16 protein-coding genes and 1 riboswitch are annotated in these 16,401 nt (G+C 63.2%); of the genes, 10 read left to right on the top strand and 6 right to left on the bottom strand.

The features are described 5' to 3' along the window. Positions 1 to 81: 81 nt before the first annotated feature. Genes QBK88_RS08210 through QBK88_RS08195 form a run of 4 tightly spaced genes read right to left on the bottom strand, consistent with a single transcriptional unit; the run spans position 82 to position 3,457 of the window. Positions 82 to 1,047, bottom strand: coding sequence for a metal ABC transporter ATPase (locus QBK88_RS08210; RefSeq protein WP_277961657.1), 966 nt, complete (start codon positions 1,045 to 1,047; stop codon positions 82 to 84). Positions 1,048 to 1,097: 50 nt separating this feature from the next. Beyond that, positions 1,098 to 1,910 carry an aldo/keto reductase gene (locus tag QBK88_RS08205; protein WP_277961656.1) on the bottom strand — a complete coding sequence of 271 codons (813 nt, stop codon included), beginning with the start codon at positions 1,908 to 1,910 and terminating at the stop codon, positions 1,098 to 1,100. After that, positions 1,907 to 3,082, bottom strand: a complete 1,176-nt coding sequence (locus QBK88_RS08200) for an FAD-dependent oxidoreductase (protein WP_277961655.1) — start codon at positions 3,080 to 3,082, stop codon at positions 1,907 to 1,909. Before QBK88_RS08200 ends, QBK88_RS08205 begins: the two co-directional genes overlap by 4 nt. Before the next feature lie 42 nt (positions 3,083 to 3,124). Next, complete coding sequence (locus QBK88_RS08195; protein ID WP_268145934.1) at positions 3,125 to 3,457, bottom strand: DMT family transporter; 333 nt, start codon at positions 3,455 to 3,457, stop codon at positions 3,125 to 3,127. Between the two features lie 87 nt (positions 3,458 to 3,544). On the opposite strand from QBK88_RS08195, the gene QBK88_RS08190 reads away from it, so the two are divergent. Together QBK88_RS08190 and waaA are read left to right on the top strand one after the other, a co-directional pair. After that, the gene (locus tag QBK88_RS08190; protein ID WP_268145933.1) at positions 3,545 to 4,435 is read left to right on the top strand and encodes a LysR family transcriptional regulator; all 891 of its coding nucleotides are present in this window, start codon (positions 3,545 to 3,547) and stop codon (positions 4,433 to 4,435) included. A 146-nt stretch (positions 4,436 to 4,581) separates the two neighbouring features. Continuing rightward, positions 4,582 to 5,856, top strand: coding sequence for a lipid IV(A) 3-deoxy-D-manno-octulosonic acid transferase (gene waaA / locus QBK88_RS08185; RefSeq protein WP_277961654.1), 1,275 nt, complete (start codon positions 4,582 to 4,584; stop codon positions 5,854 to 5,856). 69 nt (positions 5,857 to 5,925) lie between these two features. On the opposite strand, the gene QBK88_RS08180 is transcribed toward waaA, so the two are convergent. Beyond that, positions 5,926 to 7,362, bottom strand: coding sequence for a TolC family outer membrane protein (locus QBK88_RS08180; RefSeq protein WP_277961653.1), 1,437 nt, complete (start codon positions 7,360 to 7,362; stop codon positions 5,926 to 5,928). A gap of 135 nt (positions 7,363 to 7,497) precedes the next feature. Further along, a riboswitch (TPP riboswitch) is annotated at positions 7,498 to 7,603 on the top strand. Positions 7,604 to 7,756: 153 nt separating this feature from the next. On the opposite strand from QBK88_RS08180, the gene thiC reads away from it, so the two are divergent. Together thiC and cytX are read left to right on the top strand one after the other, a co-directional pair. Further along, positions 7,757 to 9,646, top strand: coding sequence for a phosphomethylpyrimidine synthase ThiC (gene thiC / locus QBK88_RS08175; RefSeq protein ID WP_277961652.1), 1,890 nt, complete (start codon positions 7,757 to 7,759; stop codon positions 9,644 to 9,646). A 92-nt stretch (positions 9,647 to 9,738) separates the two neighbouring features. After that, positions 9,739 to 11,025: a putative hydroxymethylpyrimidine transporter CytX gene (cytX, locus tag QBK88_RS08170; protein WP_277961651.1), complete on the top strand. Its 1,287-nt coding sequence runs from the start codon at positions 9,739 to 9,741 to the stop codon at positions 11,023 to 11,025. Here the strand turns inward: cytX and QBK88_RS08165 are convergent. Next, positions 10,994 to 11,740 (bottom strand): DUF3298 domain-containing protein, encoded by a 747-nt coding sequence (locus tag QBK88_RS08165; RefSeq protein WP_277961650.1) that lies wholly within the window; start codon positions 11,738 to 11,740, stop codon positions 10,994 to 10,996. The two genes, cytX and QBK88_RS08165, sit on opposite strands and share 32 nt — an antisense overlap. A 214-nt stretch (positions 11,741 to 11,954) precedes the next feature. Here QBK88_RS08165 and QBK88_RS08160 point away from each other — a divergent pair, with 214 nt between their 5' ends. The 6 genes from QBK88_RS08160 (at position 11,955) to QBK88_RS08135 (ending at position 16,375) form a co-directional block, all read left to right on the top strand. Beyond that, entirely contained in the window at positions 11,955 to 12,566 is a 612-nt protein-coding gene (locus QBK88_RS08160) for an NUDIX domain-containing protein (protein WP_158157212.1), read from the top strand. Beyond that, complete coding sequence (locus QBK88_RS08155; RefSeq protein ID WP_158157214.1) at positions 12,557 to 13,009, top strand: DUF1249 domain-containing protein; 453 nt, start codon at positions 12,557 to 12,559, stop codon at positions 13,007 to 13,009. Before QBK88_RS08160 ends, QBK88_RS08155 begins: the two co-directional genes overlap by 10 nt. 215 nt (positions 13,010 to 13,224) lie before the next feature. After that, a complete protein-coding gene (cpdA, locus tag QBK88_RS08150) occupies positions 13,225 to 14,040 on the top strand; it encodes a 3',5'-cyclic-AMP phosphodiesterase (RefSeq protein ID WP_277961649.1) in 816 nt (271 codons plus the stop codon). Between the two features lie 91 nt (positions 14,041 to 14,131). Further along, on the top strand, positions 14,132 to 14,980 hold the full coding sequence (locus tag QBK88_RS08145; protein ID WP_277961648.1) for a hypothetical protein: 849 nt from the start codon (positions 14,132 to 14,134) through the stop codon (positions 14,978 to 14,980). Further along, on the top strand, positions 14,970 to 15,329 hold the full coding sequence (locus QBK88_RS08140) for a hypothetical protein (RefSeq protein ID WP_277961647.1): 360 nt from the start codon (positions 14,970 to 14,972) through the stop codon (positions 15,327 to 15,329). The genes QBK88_RS08145 and QBK88_RS08140 overlap by 11 nt, the downstream gene beginning before the upstream one ends. A gap of 437 nt (positions 15,330 to 15,766) precedes the next feature. After that, the gene (locus QBK88_RS08135) at positions 15,767 to 16,375 is read left to right on the top strand and encodes a YqiA/YcfP family alpha/beta fold hydrolase (RefSeq protein ID WP_277961646.1); all 609 of its coding nucleotides are present in this window, start codon (positions 15,767 to 15,769) and stop codon (positions 16,373 to 16,375) included. Positions 16,376 to 16,401: the final 26 nt, after the last annotated feature.

Raw genomic sequence — 16,401 nt, 5'->3', positions numbered from 1 at the left:
GCGCGGTATTGCAGGCATACCGCGGTGTGGCGTTCCCGAGCTTCGACCGGTCCCACAGGTAACGGCAGGGCGGCGAGGAGGCTATTTGTGCAGATTGCCCCGCGCCAGGCGCAGCAGTGCCCGGGCCTTGTGGGTGAGTTTGCGCAGGCCAGTGCGGGGTTTGCGCACTTCGGCCAGGCCCTGCTGGTTCAGCCAGTCCTTCCAGCGAATCCTTTCTTCACGCACCACCCAGCCCTCCTGCGGTGCGAAGCTCTCTGCCAGGCAGAGACCTCGGGTACTGGCCGGGTGCAGTTGGCCTTTTTTCAGGGTGTACAGCTCCGCGCAGGGTTTGCCTTCGTCCAGCGGCATCAGGTACAGGTCGGGCCTGCTGCGGTCCAGGCGGGCCACCAGTTGTTCTTTCTCCAGGCGCTCATCCACATGGAAAAGGCTGAGGTTACGGGCTTCCTTGGGCAATTCCAGGCGCAGGTCATACACCAGTTGCAGCGAGGCCGTGGGCAGGTGGACATAGGCGCGCGGGCGTTCGATCAGGTTCAGGCTGCCAGTGCGCACCGGCAGTGCCGCGCCGGACAGCGGGCGCAACCTGAACGGCAGTTTCTCCCGATAGTGCAGCGCGCCGCTGTAGGGCGTGGGCAACCAGGTGTCATTGAAGCGGCCAATCAGCCAGCCTTCAGGGGTTTCCAGCAGGCACTCTTCGGCCACTTCCTGAATGGCAGTCAGCAGTGGCAGGTTCATTTCGTGGGCCGGCACGTAGCCGGAGATCAGCTTGAGCACCACGTCGCCCCTGTCCTGGCGGCGCTGGCGTACCAGGACCCAATAGTCGCGGTTTTGCCAGGTCAGGGTCAGGCGCACCGAAACCCCCAGGTTTGCCAGTTCCAGGGCGAAACGCTGGGGGTCGTCCACGTTCACCTGGCGACGGCGTTGCAAGGTCTGGGCGAAGTTCAGCGGCATGCCGACGCTCTGGTAACTCAAGCCTTCGGGCGTGGCTTCGACGAACAGTGGCAGGGTCTTGAAGTTGCTGGGGTTCTTTCTTATCAGGGTACGCGGCATGTCGGCTCCTTCTTGCGTCGGGGTCGGCCGCGTGGGCGGCTCCGTGTGTTTCAGCTCCCGCGAATGACAGCGGCTGCGGTGGCCACGTTATGGGCCAGGTGCAACGGGTTGATGGTACCGACAATAGCACTGGCCACGCCCGGGTGGGCAAACAGCAGATCGAAACTGGCCCGCACCGGGTCGGTGCCCGGGCTCAGGCAAGCGTGGCCGCTGGCCAGCGCCTTCTTCACCAGAATGCCCTTGCCGTGCGTGGCAGCGTAGTCCAGCACCGGGCGTTCGCCCTGTTCGTTGAGATTGTAGGTGACCATGGCGCAGTCGCCGCTTTCCAGCGCCTTCAGGCCGCCCGCCACGGTCTTGCCAGAAAAACCGAAGCCACGGATCTTGCCTTGCTCCTTCAAACGTACCAACGCCTCGTATACCCCCGTGTGTTCGAGGATGTGCAGGTCGTTGCCGTCTGAATGCACCAGCACCAGGTCGATGAAGTCGGTCTCCAGGCGCTGGAGGCTGCGCTCCACGGAAAAGCGCGTGTGCGCGGCACTGAAGTCAAAGTGCGATTGGCCGGCTTCGAACTCCTCGCCCACCTTGCTGACGATCACCCAGTCGTGGCGCTGGCCGCGCAGCAGCGGGCCCAGGCGTGTTTCGCTAGTGCCGTAGGCGGGCGCCGTGTCGATCAGGTTGATACCCAGCTGGCGGGCCTGGCCCAGCAGCTGGCGGGCTTGCTCATCATCGGGGATGGTGAAGCCGTTGGGGTACTTCACCCCCTGGTCGCGGCCCAGCTTGACGGTGCCCAGGCCCAGTGGCGAAACGCTCAGGCCGGTGCTGCCCAGTGGGCGATGCAGGTCGTGCAGGGTGGCGAGGGTCATGGCAGCAATTGCTCCCAGGGGGCCTGGCCCAGCGGGGGGCGTGACAATGGAGGCAGGCTCGGGTGTTGGCCCGGCTTGATGCCGTCGCGGTCCAGGCTGGCGATCACGCGGTCGGAGAAGTCCGGGGCCAGGGCCAGTTTGGTTGGCCAGCCCACCAGGAGCGCGCCCTGTTCGGCGAGGAACGCGTTATCGGGGCGAACCAGGCCCGACTGCGCCGGTTCTGCCCGGTCGACGCGCAAGGTAGCCCATTGCACCTGGCTCAGGTCTACCCAGGGCAGCAATTGCGCCAGTTCATTGCGGGCCGTGGCGATCTGCTGTTCTGGCGTGCGGGCCACGCCGTCGGCCTCGGCAATGTCGCCGCCCAGGTACCACACCCACTGGCCGTCGCGGGCCGGGTGGGTGGTGACCGTAATGCGTGGCTTGGTGCCGCCGCCCAGGCAGTGGGCGTACAGCGGCTTGAGGGTGGCGCCCTTGGCGATGATCATGTGCAACGGCCGGCGTTGCATGGCCGGCTGGTCCACGCCCAGGTTTTGCAGCAGCGCTGCAGTACCGGCGCCCGCACTCAATACCACCCGGCGGGCGCGAATCTCGCGGCCGTCGACGCGCAGGCCGGCCAGTCCACCGTTCTCCCGCAAGGGTTCTACGCTTTGGCCGGCCAGCAGGCCATCGCCGCCCAGTTGCGCCAGGCACTGGATGACGCTGGGGGTATCTACTACCAGCTCGGCCAGGCGGTAGACCTTGCCCTTGAATGCCTTGTCCTGCAGGGCAGGCGGTAGGTCGTTGCCTTTGACCTGGTCGACGCGCCCGCGCACCGCTTTGCTGGCAAAGAAGCTGGTGAGGTTGCCCGCCAGGGTGCCGGGCGACCACAGGTAGTGCGCCTGGGACAACACCTGCACGCCACTGAGGTCCAGCTCGCCGCTGCCGGCCAGCGCTTCACGCCAGCGCCGCGGCATGTCGGCGATGGCCTCGCTGGCGCCGGTCAGGGCACCGTGCAGGGCGTACTTGGCACCGCCATGGATGATGCCCTGGGACTTGAGGCTCTGCCCACCACCCAGGCTGGCATTTTCCACCAGCACGGTCGAATAACCCAGGCGCCGCAGGCGGGCGTTGAGCCACAGGCCGGCGACGCCAGCGCCGACAATCAGCACGTCAGTGGAAATAGCGGATGACATCGAGCAACCTCACAGGCGAAAACAGACCCGCAGTATACAGACTCAGTGCCCGGCGGTTTTCGAGAACAGCTGGATCACTACCACGCCCAGCAGGATCAAGGCCATGCCCGCCACGGCAGGCATGTCCAGCTTCTGGCCGTAGACGACCAGGGCGGCGATGCTCACCAGCACGATGCCCATGCCCGACCAGATGGCGTACGTGACGCCGACGGGAATGACCCGTACCACCAGAATCAGCATCCAGAACGCCACGGCATAGCCGCATATCACCAGGATCAGCGGCAGCGGGGTGCTCAGGCCTTTCACGGCTTTCATGCTGGTGGTGGCAATGACTTCGCAGCAGATGGCGAGTGCAAGATAGTAGTAGGCAATCATGTGTGAACCCTCTGAAGTTGCCTCGCATTCTAGTGGCTGGGCAGATGGGGTAAAGTGAATACCTATCGCTGGTGGAGATAGGTGGCCATGGCCCTTCGATGGAATCTGGAACAGATCGTGCTGTTCGTGCAGGTGGCCGAGCAGCGCTCGTTTTCGGCAGTGGCCCGCCAGCAAGGGCGCGCTCAATCGGCGGTCAGCAGCGCCATCGCGTTGTTGGAGGAAGACCTGGGCGTGACCTTGTTCAACCGCAGCAGCGGGCGGCAGCCGCAGTTGACTGAAGCGGGGCGGGCGCTGCTGGAAGAGGGGCGCGAACTGCTGCGCCAGTGCGAGCGCCTGGACGGTCGCGCGTTGGCCCTCAACCGAGGCCAGGAAGCACAATTGCGGGTGGCCCAGGATGAGGCGATGCCTTACCAGCCGGTGCTCGACAGCCTGGAGGACCTGGCCGGCACCTACCCGGCATTGGAAGTGCAGTTGGCCAGCGGCGCGCAGGGCGAGGTGGCGCGCAAACTGGTGGAGCGTCGTGCCGACCTGGGGCTGCTGTTTCACCATGAACACATGCCCGCGCAATTGGAGCGCCGGGCGTTGGGAAGCGTCGAGATGGTCACCGTGTGCGCGGTCAACCACCCCCTGGCCAGCGCCCGGCGGGTGAGCCGTCAGCACCTGGCCCGTCACCGACAACTACTGATCGCGCTGCAGACCAGCCAGTACGCTGGGGGCGACCCCATCAGCCCGCAGGTGTGGCGGGCTGACAGTTTCTACGCCATGGCCGAATTGCTGATGCGTGGCCTGGGCTGGGCCTGGCTGCCGCGCCATGTGGTGCAGTACCCGGCCTACCAGCAGCAGATGGTGGAACTGGCCAGCGAGTGGGTGCCCCCGGCGCTGGTGGTGGAACTGGTATGGCGCCGCGACGAGCCGCTGGGCCCCGCGGCCCGGCACCTGGCCGAGTGTTTCACCCGCCATTTGCGGGCCATTGGCTGAGCCGTGGCTCGACGGTGCCGTAGCAGTGGACCTGGCCACGTCCGGGGCGCCGCGCAACGTCAGCCTTACCGAGTGCGACGCCGACGCGGCCGGGTCCGCTGCTACACGCCTTACTTTTCTTGCAGAGCCTAGTAAACTCCGCGGCCATGAACAGAACCCTCTATACCTTGCTGTTTCACCTGGGGCTGCCGCTGGTGGCGTTGCGGCTATGGCTGCGCGCGCGCAAGGCGCCTGCCTACGCCAAGCGCATCGGCGAGCGCTTTGCCCGTAATCTGCCGCCCATGCGCACCGGTGGTATCTGGGTGCACGCGGTATCGGTGGGCGAAAGTATCGCCGCCGCGCCGATGATTCGCGAATTGCTGCTGCGCCACCCTCGGCTGCCCATCACCATCACGTGCATGACGCCCACCGGTTCAGAGCGAATCCAGGCCCTGTTCGGCAACGAGCCGCGTGTGCAGCACTGTTATCTGCCCTACGACCTGCCTTGGGCGTCGGCACGGTTCCTCGATCATGTTCAGCCACGCCTGGCGGTGATCATGGAGACTGAACTATGGCCCAACCATATTCACCAGTGTGCCGTGCGCGGTATCCCGGTGGCCTTGGCCAATGGGCGGCTATCCGAACGGTCGGCCCGTGGCTATGGGCGTTTTGCCAGACTCACCGCGCCCATGTTGGCGGAAATGAGCCTGATCGCCGTGCAGACCGAGACCGAGGCCGAGCGCTTCCGGCAACTGGGGGCCCGGCCCGAATGCGTGCAGGTGACCGGTTCGATCAAGTTTGATCTCAAGGTGGACAGTCAGTTGCTGGCGCGCGCGGCCAGCCTGCGTGAAGAGTGGCAGGCCTCGGGCCGCCCAGTGTGGATCGCGGCCAGTACGCACGAAGGCGAAGACCCGGTCATTCTCGACGCCCACCGCCAGGTGCTGAGCAGCCACGCTGATGCCCTGCTGATTCTGGTACCGCGCCACCCCGAGCGTTTCAACAGTGTGTTCGAGTTGAGCGTGCAGCAAGGTTTCACCAGCGTGCGGCGCTCCAGCGGCCAGCCTGTTACCGCGCAACACCAGGTGCTGGTGGGCGATACCATGGGCGAGTTGCTGTTCCTCTACGCCTTGGCCGACAGCGCCTTCGTCGGCGGCAGCCTGGTGCCCAATGGCGGGCACAACCTGCTGGAGCCGGCGGCACTGGCCAAGCCGGTGCTCAGCGGCCCGCACCTGTTCAACTTTCTGGAAATCGCCGCCATGCTGCGTGAGGCCAATGCGCTGATCGAAGTCGATGACGCCGCGGCGTTGGCGGTAGCGGTGCGGCAGCTGATCGAGTTGCCACAGGACGCTCGACGCAGGGGGGCGGCGGGCTTGGCGGTGATGCACGCCAACCAGGGCGCCCTGGAGCGCCTGCTCACCGCATTGGGCACGTTGCTCAAGTAATCCGGTCCCTGCAAGCGCTGGCTTGCCAGCAAGCGTTGCGGCCAGCTCCCACAGGTCAGGTGGTAGCGCTTATTTCCTTGCGGGCTTGAGCAGGTCCTGCGCAGCCTTCGCGAGGTCTGGCGGCAGGAAGTCCTTGTCAGGGTTGTAGTCGGGCTTCAGCCAGCGCGCCAGGTCCTGCAGGTCTTGCGGGCTGAGGGTGCCTGCCGCCTGCTTGAGGCGCAGGTTGTCGAGGATGTAGTCGTAGCGGCTATTGTTGTAGTCGCGTACCGAGGAATACAGCTGGCGCTGGGCGTCGAGTACGTCGACGATGTTGCGGGTGCCCACCTGGTAGCCAATCTCGGTGGCCTCCACGGCGCTCTGGTTGGAAATGATCGACTGCTTGCGGGCCTGCACCTGTTCTACATCGGTGTTCACCGCCCGGTGCAGGTTGCGGGTATTTTCCACCACCTGGCGGCGCAAGCCTTCGCGTTGCTGCTCGCTCTGGCTCAGGCGCTGGTAGGCCTCGCGCACCTGAGAACTGGTGAGGCCACCGCTGTACAGCGGAATGTTCACCTGCAAGCCGATGGTGCGCTGTTCCACATCGCCATGGTACTCCACCCCCGGGTAGGGGCTGGGGTTGCTGAAGCCCAGCAGGTCGTTGTCACCTTTCTGGTACTTGGCCACCGCATCCACCGTAGGCGCATGGCCGGCCTTGCGCTGGCGCAGGGTTTCCTCGGCGCTGGTCACGGCGTAGGCGCTGGCCTGCAGATTCAGGTTCTGCTGCGAGGCCGTTTCGACCCAGGTCTTGGCATCGTTCGGGCTGGGCGGCAGCACCGGCAGGGTGTGGACGATGCCCTGCACCGAGTTGTAGTCACGGTTGGTCAGGGTCACCAGGGCCTCGAAGGCATCGTCTACCTGGCGCTGGGCGAGGATGCGGTTCGCCCGCGCGGTGTCGTAGCTGGCCTGGGACGACAACACGTCGGTCTTGTCCGACAGGCCCACGTTGAACCGTTCGTTGGACTGGTCCAGCTGGCGCTTGAACGCGGCTTCCTCTGCCTTGGTGGCCGCCAGGCTGTCCTGGGCGCGCAGCACGCTGAAGTAGTCCTCGGCCGTCTGCAGAATCAGGTTCTGTTCGGTGGCCGACAGTTGCAGTGCGGCCTGTTCGTTGACCGCCTTGGCAGCCTGCAACTGGAACCAGCGGTCGGCACGGAAGATCGGCTGGCTGAGGGTCGCCTGGTAGGTCGTGCCGCTGCGGGTGGTGGTTTGCGCTGGCTCATCGAGCTGGGTACGCACGTCGGTGATATCGCTGCCCGCCGAGAGGTTGGGCAGCAGCCCCGCGCGTGCCTGGGGCACCACTTCGCTCTGGGCAGCATAGTCGGCCCGGGCGGCGGCCAGGTCGGCGTTGTTGTTCACGGCTTCCTGGTAGACGCTGACCAGGTCGGTACGGCTGGCCAGGGGGGCGATCTGCGCAGCCATGGCGTTGCACCCACTCGACACGGCAATGGCCAGTGCAATTTTGCGCAGCATGATTCAATCCTTGTCATTAATCGCAGTGCGAGTGTAGATGCCTGCGAGTTGCGCAACAATCAGGCATTTACGCCATTTATCGCACATCATCCCTCTGGGGCTTGGCGTTTTGCGGGCGGGGCGTCTAGACTGACGGCGTTCTTGTCGGGGTGCCTTGAGTGAAAGGCTGAGATCGGTTAATCCGGATCCCGTTGAACCTGATCAGGTTAGCGCCTGCGTAGGGAACAAGATTTCTCGTCCTCCCGGCGAGTCCTCTTGTGCTTCGTCCGGGAAAATCGTTCATTTCTTGAGCGGTTTGCGACGGTCCAAGCACAGCACCGCCCCAGGTGCAGTCCGTGCCTTTTCAGGTTCACTCCCGACATTCCACTGCTGGATGCTGTCTGGAGAGCCTGTGATGAGTAAACAAGAAAAAAACCTTGCCCACCTGAGCGAATCGGCTCAGGTCGACGCGCAATCGGTACAACCGTTCACCCGTTCGCAAAAAGTCTATGTGCAGGGCTCGCGCCCGGACATCCGCGTGCCCATGCGTGAAATCAGCCTGGACGTGACCCCCACCGACTTCGGCGGCGAGATCAACGCGCCGGTCACCGTCTACGACACCTCGGGCCCCTACACCGACCCCAATGTCACCATCGACGTGCGCAAGGGGCTGGCCGATGTACGCTCGGCCTGGATCGACGACCGTGGCGACACCGAACGCCTGGAAGGCCTGAGCTCGCACTTCGGCCAGCAGCGCCTGAACGATGCCGAACTGACCAAGCTGCGTTTTGCCCATGTGCGCAACCCGCGCCGGGCGAAGGCGGGCGCCAACGTCAGCCAGATGCACTACGCGCGTCAAGGCATCATCACCGCCGAGATGGAATACGTGGCCATCCGCGAGAACATGAAACTGGCCGAGGCCCGCGCCGCTGGCCTGCTCGAAGAACAGCACAAAGGCCATAGCTTCGGCGCCAGCATCCCCAAGGAAATCACCGCCGAGTTCGTGCGCGAGGAAATCGCCCGCGGCCGCGCCATCATTCCGGCCAACATCAACCACACCGAACTCGAGCCGATGATCATCGGTCGCAACTTCCTGGTGAAGATCAACGGCAACATCGGCAACAGCGCCCTGGGGTCATCCATCGAGGAAGAAGTGGCAAAGCTGACCTGGGGCATTCGCTGGGGCTCGGACACCGTCATGGACCTGTCCACCGGCAAGCACATCCATGAAACCCGCGAGTGGATCATCCGCAACTCACCAGTGCCGATCGGTACCGTGCCGATCTATCAGGCGCTGGAGAAGGTCAACGGCGTAGCCGAAGACCTGACCTGGGAGCTGTTCCGCGACACCCTGATCGAACAGGCCGAGCAGGGCGTGGATTACTTCACCATCCACGCCGGTGTGCTGCTGCGTTATGTGCCGCTGACCGCCAAGCGGGTGACGGGCATCGTCAGCCGCGGCGGTTCGATCATGGCCAAATGGTGCCTGGCGCACCATAAAGAGAACTTCCTCTACACCCACTTCGACGAAATCTGCGAAATCATGAAGGCCTACGACGTCAGCTTCTCGCTGGGCGACGGCCTGCGCCCCGGTTCCATCGCCGACGCCAACGACGAAGCCCAGTTCGGTGAACTGGAGACCCTGGGCGAGCTGACCAAGATCGCCTGGAAGCATGATGTGCAGTGCATGATCGAAGGCCCGGGCCATGTGCCCATGCAGTTGATCAAGGAGAACATGGACAAGCAGCTGGAATGCTGCGACGAGGCGCCGTTCTACACCCTGGGGCCGCTGACCACCGACATCGCCCCCGGTTACGACCACATCACTTCGGGCATTGGTGCGGCGATGATCGGCTGGTTCGGCTGCGCCATGCTCTGTTATGTGACGCCCAAGGAACACCTGGGCTTGCCCAACAAGGATGACGTCAAGACCGGCATCATTACCTACAAGATCGCTGCCCATGCCGCCGATCTGGCCAAGGGGCACCCCGGCGCGCAGATCCGCGACAATGCCCTGAGCAAGGCGCGTTTCGAGTTCCGCTGGGAAGACCAGTTCAACCTTGGCCTGGACCCGGATACGGCGCGGGCCTTCCATGACGAAACACTGCCCAAGGACTCGGCCAAGGTGGCGCACTTCTGCTCCATGTGCGGGCCGAAGTTCTGCTCCATGAAGATCACCCAGGAAGTGCGTGAGTACGCTGCGAACCAGAAGATCGAGGCGGTGGATATTTCCATGGAGGAGGGCATGCGCGAGCAAGCCCAGCGGTTCAAGCAGGAAGGTAGCCAGCTGTATCAGAAGGTCTGATTCATTCCTGATGGCTCATTGAAAATCGCAGGAGCTGGCAAGCCAGCTCCTGCAGGTTCTTAAAACAACCCATGTCTCTTTCGAGATCCAAATTGAACACACCCAGCCATTACTCCCCGGACGTCGCCGTCCCATCCTCCCAGCGCGTATTCGGCGCCCGGGACCTGTTTTCCCTGTGGTTTTCCCTCGGCATCGGCCTGATGGTGTTGCAGACCGGTGCCTTGCTGGCGCCGGGCCTGGGCCTGTCGGGTTCGCTGCTGGCGATTCTGCTGGGCACCGCCGTCGGCGTGGTGCTGCTGGCCGCTGTCGGCGTGATCGGCAGTGATACCGGCCTGTCTTCCATGGCCGCCTTGCGCCTGAGCCTAGGCCAATACGGCGCGTCATTGCCGGCGCTGCTCAACCTGCTGCAACTGGTCGGCTGGGGCGCGTTTGAAATCATCGTCATGCGCGACGCCGCCAGCCTGCTGGGCGCCCGCGCCTTCAGCGAAGGCAGCTTGCTGGCGAACCCCATGCTCTGGACCCTGGTGTTCGGTACATTGGCGACCCTGCTGGCGGTCAGCGGGCCGTTGACCTTCGTGCGCAAGGTCCTGCGCAAATGGGGAATCTGGCTGCTGTTGGCGGCTTGCCTGTGGCTGACCTGGAACCTGTTCGCCAAGGCTGACCTGGGCGCCTTGTGGGCCAAGGCCGGGGACGGCAGCATGGCCTTTGCCGCGGGCTTCGACATCGCCATCGCCATGCCCCTGTCGTGGCTGCCGCTGATCGCCGACTACTCACGCTTCGGCCGTGCGGCCAAGGGTGTGTTCGGTGGCACCGTGCTGGGTTTCTTCGTGGGCAACTTCTGGCTGATGAGCCTGGGCGTGGCCTATACCCTGGCATTTGCCCCGAGCGGCGAGACCAATGCCTTGTTGCTGGCCCTGGCAGGCGCCGGGCTCGGTATTCCGTTGTTGCTGATTCTGCTGGACGAGTCCGAGAATGCTTTCGCCGACATTCACTCGGCAGCGGTATCCACCGGTTTGCTGGTGCGCTTGAAAGTCGAACACCTGGCCCTGGCCATCGGCGTCATCTGCACGCTGATCGCCTGCTTCGCGCCCCTGGCCCAGTACCAGAACTTCCTGCTGTTGATCGGCTCGGTGTTCGCGCCGCTGTTCGGCGTGGTGCTGGTCGACCACTTCATCCTGCGCAAGCGCAGCAGCCAGGCCAAGGCCGTGCCGCTGCGCTGGACCGCCCTGGTGGCCTGGGGTGGCGGCATCGCCACCTACCACGTGCTGGCCAACCTCTACCCCGAGGTGGGCGCTACCTTGCCGTCACTGCTCCTGGCCGGGTTGCTGCACGCGGTACTGGCGGCCATCAGCCGCGGCCGGGAAACAGTTCCGGCCTGATCACGCCATTGAGGCGCAGGTAGTCGACCTTGATCTCCGGCTGGCCCAGGGCGTAGGGCGCGATGGTGTCCACGTCATACTTGAGAATGACGCCACCGTAGGTCAGGGCGATGTGCGGCGTTTGCTTGAAAGGCCAGTCGTGGACGAACTTGGGGTCGCTGGCCAGGCCGCGGGTCGCTAGCCAGCCGCGGTGTGCTTCTTCGGCGGCTTTCCAGAAGGCCGCTTCCTGGCCTGGCAGCAGCATGTCCTGCAATGTCAGCACCTTATGCTGCTGGCGCGACCAGTTGATGAAACCACGTCCTGGCGTGCCGTGAGGCGTGCCGGTATCCAGGTAGCTGGACACTTCGATGATCACCAGGCCGTCATGCTGCTCGCGTACCTTCGATTGCAGGTAGCTGCCATAGCCCGTTGGCGCCTGGCTGAGGAAGGTGTTCTCGTATTCCTTCAGCGAAGCAGGCAGCGGTGCATCGTTGCTGGTGCGGGTCAATTGCAGCAGGCGGCGCTCGATGATCGGGTCCAGGTCTGGCTCGTCGGGAAAGTGGATCACGTCCAGGTTCACCAGCGGGCAGTCCGGCGTGGTGCAGCCGGGCTTGGTGTGTTCCCAGGCATCACGCTTGGTTTGCAGTGCAGTGTGCATGTTCGGCTGGAACAGGCTCTGGCAGGCGCCCAGTGTCAGGGCCACGCAGGCCATGGCCGTGAATTTCAGAAGCGACATGGTGTTCCTTGGAGTTCAGGAAGAGGGTTGCGGGCAAATGCTGCCGTGCTTCGACTCTCGGCAACGGCTTCAGTTCGCCACTAAGCTCAATAGTATCGGGCCAGGGGGTTGCCGCCTATCTTGCCGGTCGCGGATCGGTCTTGAAAGGGGCTGCAAACACGCGGCATCACAGTTAGGATGGCGCGAAGCTGCATGGACGATGACGAGGTTTTACATGACAGACAGGGCCCAGCCGACCAAGGTCGAGATCCTCAAGCGCGAGAACTGCTACAAAGGTTTCTACCAGCTTGACCGCCTGCACTTGCGCCACGAACTGTTCGACGGCGGTACCAGCAAGGAGATGACCCGCGAAGTGTTCGTGCGTCATGACGCGGTGTGCGTGTTGCCCTACGACCCCAAGCGTGACGAAGTGGTGCTGCTGGAGCAGTTTCGCGTTGGCTCCATGCTCAAGACCGCCAACCCGTGGCTGGTGGAGATGGTTGCCGGTCTGATCGACAAGGCCGAGCAACCGGAAGAAGTTGCGCACCGCGAAGCCGAGGAGGAAGCTGGACTGACGTTGCAGGCGCTCTGGCCGATCACCAAATACTTCCCTTCGCCAGGTGGCAGCAACGAATTCGTGCACCTGTACCTGGGGCATTGCAGCAGCGAAGGCGTGGGCGGCCTGTTCGGCCTGAAAGAGGAAAACGAGGACATCCGCGTCACGGTCTGGGCATTCGAAGATGCCCTGCAGGCTGTGCGCGATGGCAAGATCATCAACGCGGCCACGATCATCGCCATTCAATGGCTGGCGCTGAACCGCGAGGAAGTCAGGGGGCTGTGGAAGTGAACCTGTTGCGCGAACGCTACCGCGTCGATCTGGTCGGCCTGCAGGCAGCCTGCGAGGCCAATTATGCTCGGCTGATGCGCCTGTTGCCGAACATGCGCCACGAGCAGCATTCGCGCAAAGTGGCCATGACCCAGGGCGAGCAGATGCTGGGCGTGCTCACTCTGGAAGTGGTGCTGGCCTGCCCGTATACCACCACCCTGCGCGTGCGTCAGGAACATAGCCTGCCGTGGCTGCCGGTGCCGCAGCTGGAAGTGCAGGTCTACCATGATGCGCGCATGGCCGAAGTGGTCAGCGCCGAGCATGCCCGGCGGTTTCGCAGCGTGTACCCGTACCCCAATGCCAGCATGCACCAGCCGGACGAGAAGGCTCAGTTGAACCTGTTCCTGGGGGAATGGTTGAGCCATTGCCTGGCGTGCGGGCATGAATATGAGTATGTGCGCTGAGCCATGCCCTCACGTCACCCCTGGTTGCCTTCAGCGCCGGTTTGAAGGCCTTGAGGTCGGCCGCAGCGAACATCAGGTGGCGGCCTGCGGTCGAGAGCTCAGCCCCGCGCAGCAAAGATTTTCATCCCCAGATGTGAGCCAAGTCCCCCATCAGGTTTGCCCCCCGCCCGCATCCCCACCATAATCCAGGCTGATCCCCGCCCAAGGAGACGGCCTTGCCGAGCGCACCTCTACCTACCGCCGATACACCTGTGCTGCTGGTGCAGATTTCCGACAGCCACCTGTTTGCCGAAGCGCACGGCACCCTGCTGGGCCTGAACACCGCTGACAGCCTGGCGCGCGTGGTGGAAAAGGTGTTGGCCGAGCAGCCGCACATCGACCTGGTGGTGGCCAGCGGCGACCTTTCCCAGGACGGAAGCGTGGAGTCGTACCGGCGTTTCGAGCAGCTCACCGCGCCAATCAAGGCCCCAAAGCGCTGGTTCGCCGGTAACCACGACGAACCGCTGCCTATGGAGCAGGCTGCCAAGGGGCAGGATTACCTGAAACCGGTGGTTGACCTGGGTAACTGGCGTATTACCCTGCTGGACTCATCGGTTCCCGGCTCGGTCCCCGGCTACCTCGCCGACGACCAATTGCAACTGCTGGCCCAGGCCCTCAGCGAGGCGCCGCAGCGCCATCACCTGATCTGCTTCCACCACCACCCGGTCTCCATCGACTGCAAATGGATGGAGCCCATCGGCCTACGCAATCCCCATGCGCTGTTCGAGGTGCTCGACCGCTTCCCCCAGGCCCGCGCGGTGTTGTGGGGCCACATCCATCAGGACTTCGAGCGCGAGCGCAACGGCGTCCGCCTGATCGCTTCGCCATCCACCTGCATCCAGTTCAAGCCCGGCAGCGAGGATTTCGCCCTGGATGAGCTGGCGCCGGGGTATCGGTGGTTGCGGTTGCTGCCGGACGGCAGGATCGAGACCGAGGTTTCGCGGTTGGAGGGGTTTGAGTTCACGCCGGATATGGGGGCGGATGGGTACTGAAACATTTGTGGAGGGGGCATCACGACTAGTAGAGTAATCCACGCGGCCCCGATGGAGCAGGAGGCTGTTCAATCCACAAGGAGCTACTGTGTTGCCATCTTCAAGCAGGCCGATAGGCCTTTATCCTGCGTCTGGGTGCGTTGGCATCGTCCCATCAAATTCGCCATCAGCACTCGCGTCAGCAGCCGGTGCTTATTTCACCCAAGCCGTTTATATCGAGGAAAAGGTCACTCTCTCCTTAGGCGCATTGAGTAATTTGGGATGGGATGGCTATCAACGATTGGTCTACGAACGTGCCGCTGCGGGCATTGCTCGCCAAGCCCAAGAGTTCCTCGCTCGGGGCTATGTAACGACTGCAGAACTAAGAGATCTTGTCGAGGTTCAGCGCAATGGCCTGGTCGTCTCGATGAGGAAGAGACTGACACCATTTGGACGCTTTTACTCGGAAAAGCTGAAGTCTGCGAAGTCGTTACCGACCGTCGACAGCCTTGTTGCCCGTAAGGGCTCCCCAATGGCTGTTTTGGCTAGCGTGGGGAAAACACGGGCGGTCACCAATCGAATCGCCGTTTTTGGGCGTTATGCGGGGCCGGCTGGGGTGGTGCTCGATATCGTAGTTGTAGGGGTTGTTATCCAGCAAGCTCCAGAGCAGGATCGAGCCAGGATTGCGACTAGAGAAATTAGCGGCGTGGTTGGCTCCTTCGCGGCCGGAACGGGCGGTATGTGGGCAGGCGGCGTTGCGGGTGCAACGTGGGCAGGAACCTGGGCTGCTCCGACGTTGGTAATCCCGGTAGTCGGAACTATTACGGAGGGCACTGCTATCGTCCTTGGTGGAGTCGCTGGCGCATTCATAGGCTCATGGTTGGGGCGTTCCGCGGGGCAAGCTGTCGGTGACCAGATCTGGAGGGTTGCGCCGGTGGAATGGACTGAATATGTGGGTTAAACGGCTGCTCGACAAGATCGATGCGCGCCTACCTTCCCGTCGGTTCGGGGTCGAATTTCGCTTCGAAGCAGACAGACTGGTGCTCGTTCAGAACGGCCAAGAGCAGCGCTTTACGCCTGTGCAGGTGCTGGATGTATTTGCGCACCGGCGTGAGCTCTACATGGAGGACTGCGTTTCATTAGTGGTTTGTCTGAAGGGTAATATCAGGCTCGAGGTTGATGAAGGAATACCCGGTTGGCGGAATCTTGACTACCAGCTAGCGAAGTTTATGGGCCGAGAAGTCAACGCGCAGTGGTATTTCGAAGCGCTGAATGCTGGGCCGGGCAGGCGAGTGGAAGTTCTTGGCTGAACTATGCCAAAGCGAAGGACACGAGGGTTTATGGCGAAAACAGAAACTTCACAAGCTTCCTCAGAGGGTATGGGGCACTCCGTGGACTTCGCTCATAGCACCCTAGCGGCCCCGCTGGCTGTGAAAGGCCCCAATTCAATGGCAGCGCTTACCATACGCGAAAGCTTCAAGAGAGAGGCTGAGGACTCATGGAGCCATTACCAGCGAACCGGTCGCCATCTAACCGGGGAGCAGGTTGGGGCATGGTTGAAAACCTGGGTTCGTGGCGATGAGCCACTCAGCGTCCTTGCGAAGTGGGATTTGCCCTGATCGTGACAAGCTGTTGGGCTTTCGCGCCGGTATCTGGATGGCCCAACATATCGTTTCCAAACATCTCAACCTGCCTAATCCCCCCATCCCACGGTAAACTGGCGCTCTTTTGCTCGGGAGGTGTCGGCGTGGCAGGTTCCATTCTCTATATACACGGGTTGAACAGCGCGCCGGCGTCGAAGAAGGCCAGCACCCTGGTCGAGGTCATGCAGCGCATCGGCCTGGAAGGGCAGTTGCGCGTGCCGGCGCTGCACCATCACCCGCGCCAGGCCATTGGCCAGCTGGAGGCGGCGATCGCCGAGCTGGGCGCGCCCTTGCTGGTGGGAAGCTCGCTGGGCGGCTACTATGCCACTCACTTGGCCGAGCGCCATGGGCTCAAGGCCCTGCTGATCAATCCGGTGGTCAACCCGCACCGCCTGTTCGACGGATTCCTGGGTACCCAGCAAAACCTGTATACCGGTGAGTGCTGGGAATTGACCCTGGACCACGTGGAGGCGCTCGGCGAGCTGGAAGTAGCGGCCCCGCAAGACCCCCAGCGTTATCAAGTGTGGCTGCAAACCGCCGATGAAACCCTTGATTACCGCCAGGCAGAGCGCTTCTACCGTGCCTGCGCATTGCGCATCCAGGCCGGCGGCGACCATGGGTACCAAGGCTTTGGCGCGCAACTGCCGAGCTTGCTGAATTTCGCCGGGATCGAACCCGGGCTGTACCGCGGCATCGATTTTGCCCAGCTTTGAGCTGCTTATTTTTCATGAACGACTGA

The organism is Pseudomonas sp. RIT-To-2, assembly GCF_029623465.1.
Lineage (GTDB): Bacteria > Pseudomonadota > Gammaproteobacteria > Pseudomonadales > Pseudomonadaceae > Aquipseudomonas > Aquipseudomonas silvicola.
Note: the sequence above shows the minus strand (reverse complement) of the source record. Positions and strands in the feature narration are given on the sequence as shown.

What these genes read in the sequence shown, in the direction of transcription:
- QBK88_RS08210 (WP_277961657.1), bottom strand. Translation starts at nt 1,047, where the DNA reads ATGCCGCGTACCCTGATAAGAAAGAACCCCAGCAACTTCAAGACCCTG.
- QBK88_RS08205 (WP_277961656.1), bottom strand. Translation starts at nt 1,910, where the DNA reads ATGACCCTCGCCACCCTGCACGACCTGCATCGCCCACTGGGCAGCACC.
- QBK88_RS08200 (WP_277961655.1), bottom strand. Translation starts at nt 3,082, where the DNA reads ATGTCATCCGCTATTTCCACTGACGTGCTGATTGTCGGCGCTGGCGTC.
- QBK88_RS08195 (WP_268145934.1), bottom strand. Translation starts at nt 3,457, where the DNA reads ATGATTGCCTACTACTATCTTGCACTCGCCATCTGCTGCGAAGTCATT.
- QBK88_RS08190 (WP_268145933.1), top strand. Translation starts at nt 3,545, where the DNA reads ATGGCCCTTCGATGGAATCTGGAACAGATCGTGCTGTTCGTGCAGGTG.
- waaA (WP_277961654.1), top strand. Translation starts at nt 4,582, where the DNA reads ATGAACAGAACCCTCTATACCTTGCTGTTTCACCTGGGGCTGCCGCTG.
- QBK88_RS08180 (WP_277961653.1), bottom strand. Translation starts at nt 7,362, where the DNA reads ATGCTGCGCAAAATTGCACTGGCCATTGCCGTGTCGAGTGGGTGCAAC.
- thiC (WP_277961652.1), top strand. Translation starts at nt 7,757, where the DNA reads ATGAGTAAACAAGAAAAAAACCTTGCCCACCTGAGCGAATCGGCTCAG.
- QBK88_RS08165 (WP_277961650.1), bottom strand. Translation starts at nt 11,740, where the DNA reads ATGTCGCTTCTGAAATTCACGGCCATGGCCTGCGTGGCCCTGACACTG.
- QBK88_RS08160 (WP_158157212.1), top strand. Translation starts at nt 11,955, where the DNA reads ATGACAGACAGGGCCCAGCCGACCAAGGTCGAGATCCTCAAGCGCGAG.
- QBK88_RS08140 (WP_277961647.1), top strand. Translation starts at nt 14,970, where the DNA reads ATGTGGGTTAAACGGCTGCTCGACAAGATCGATGCGCGCCTACCTTCC.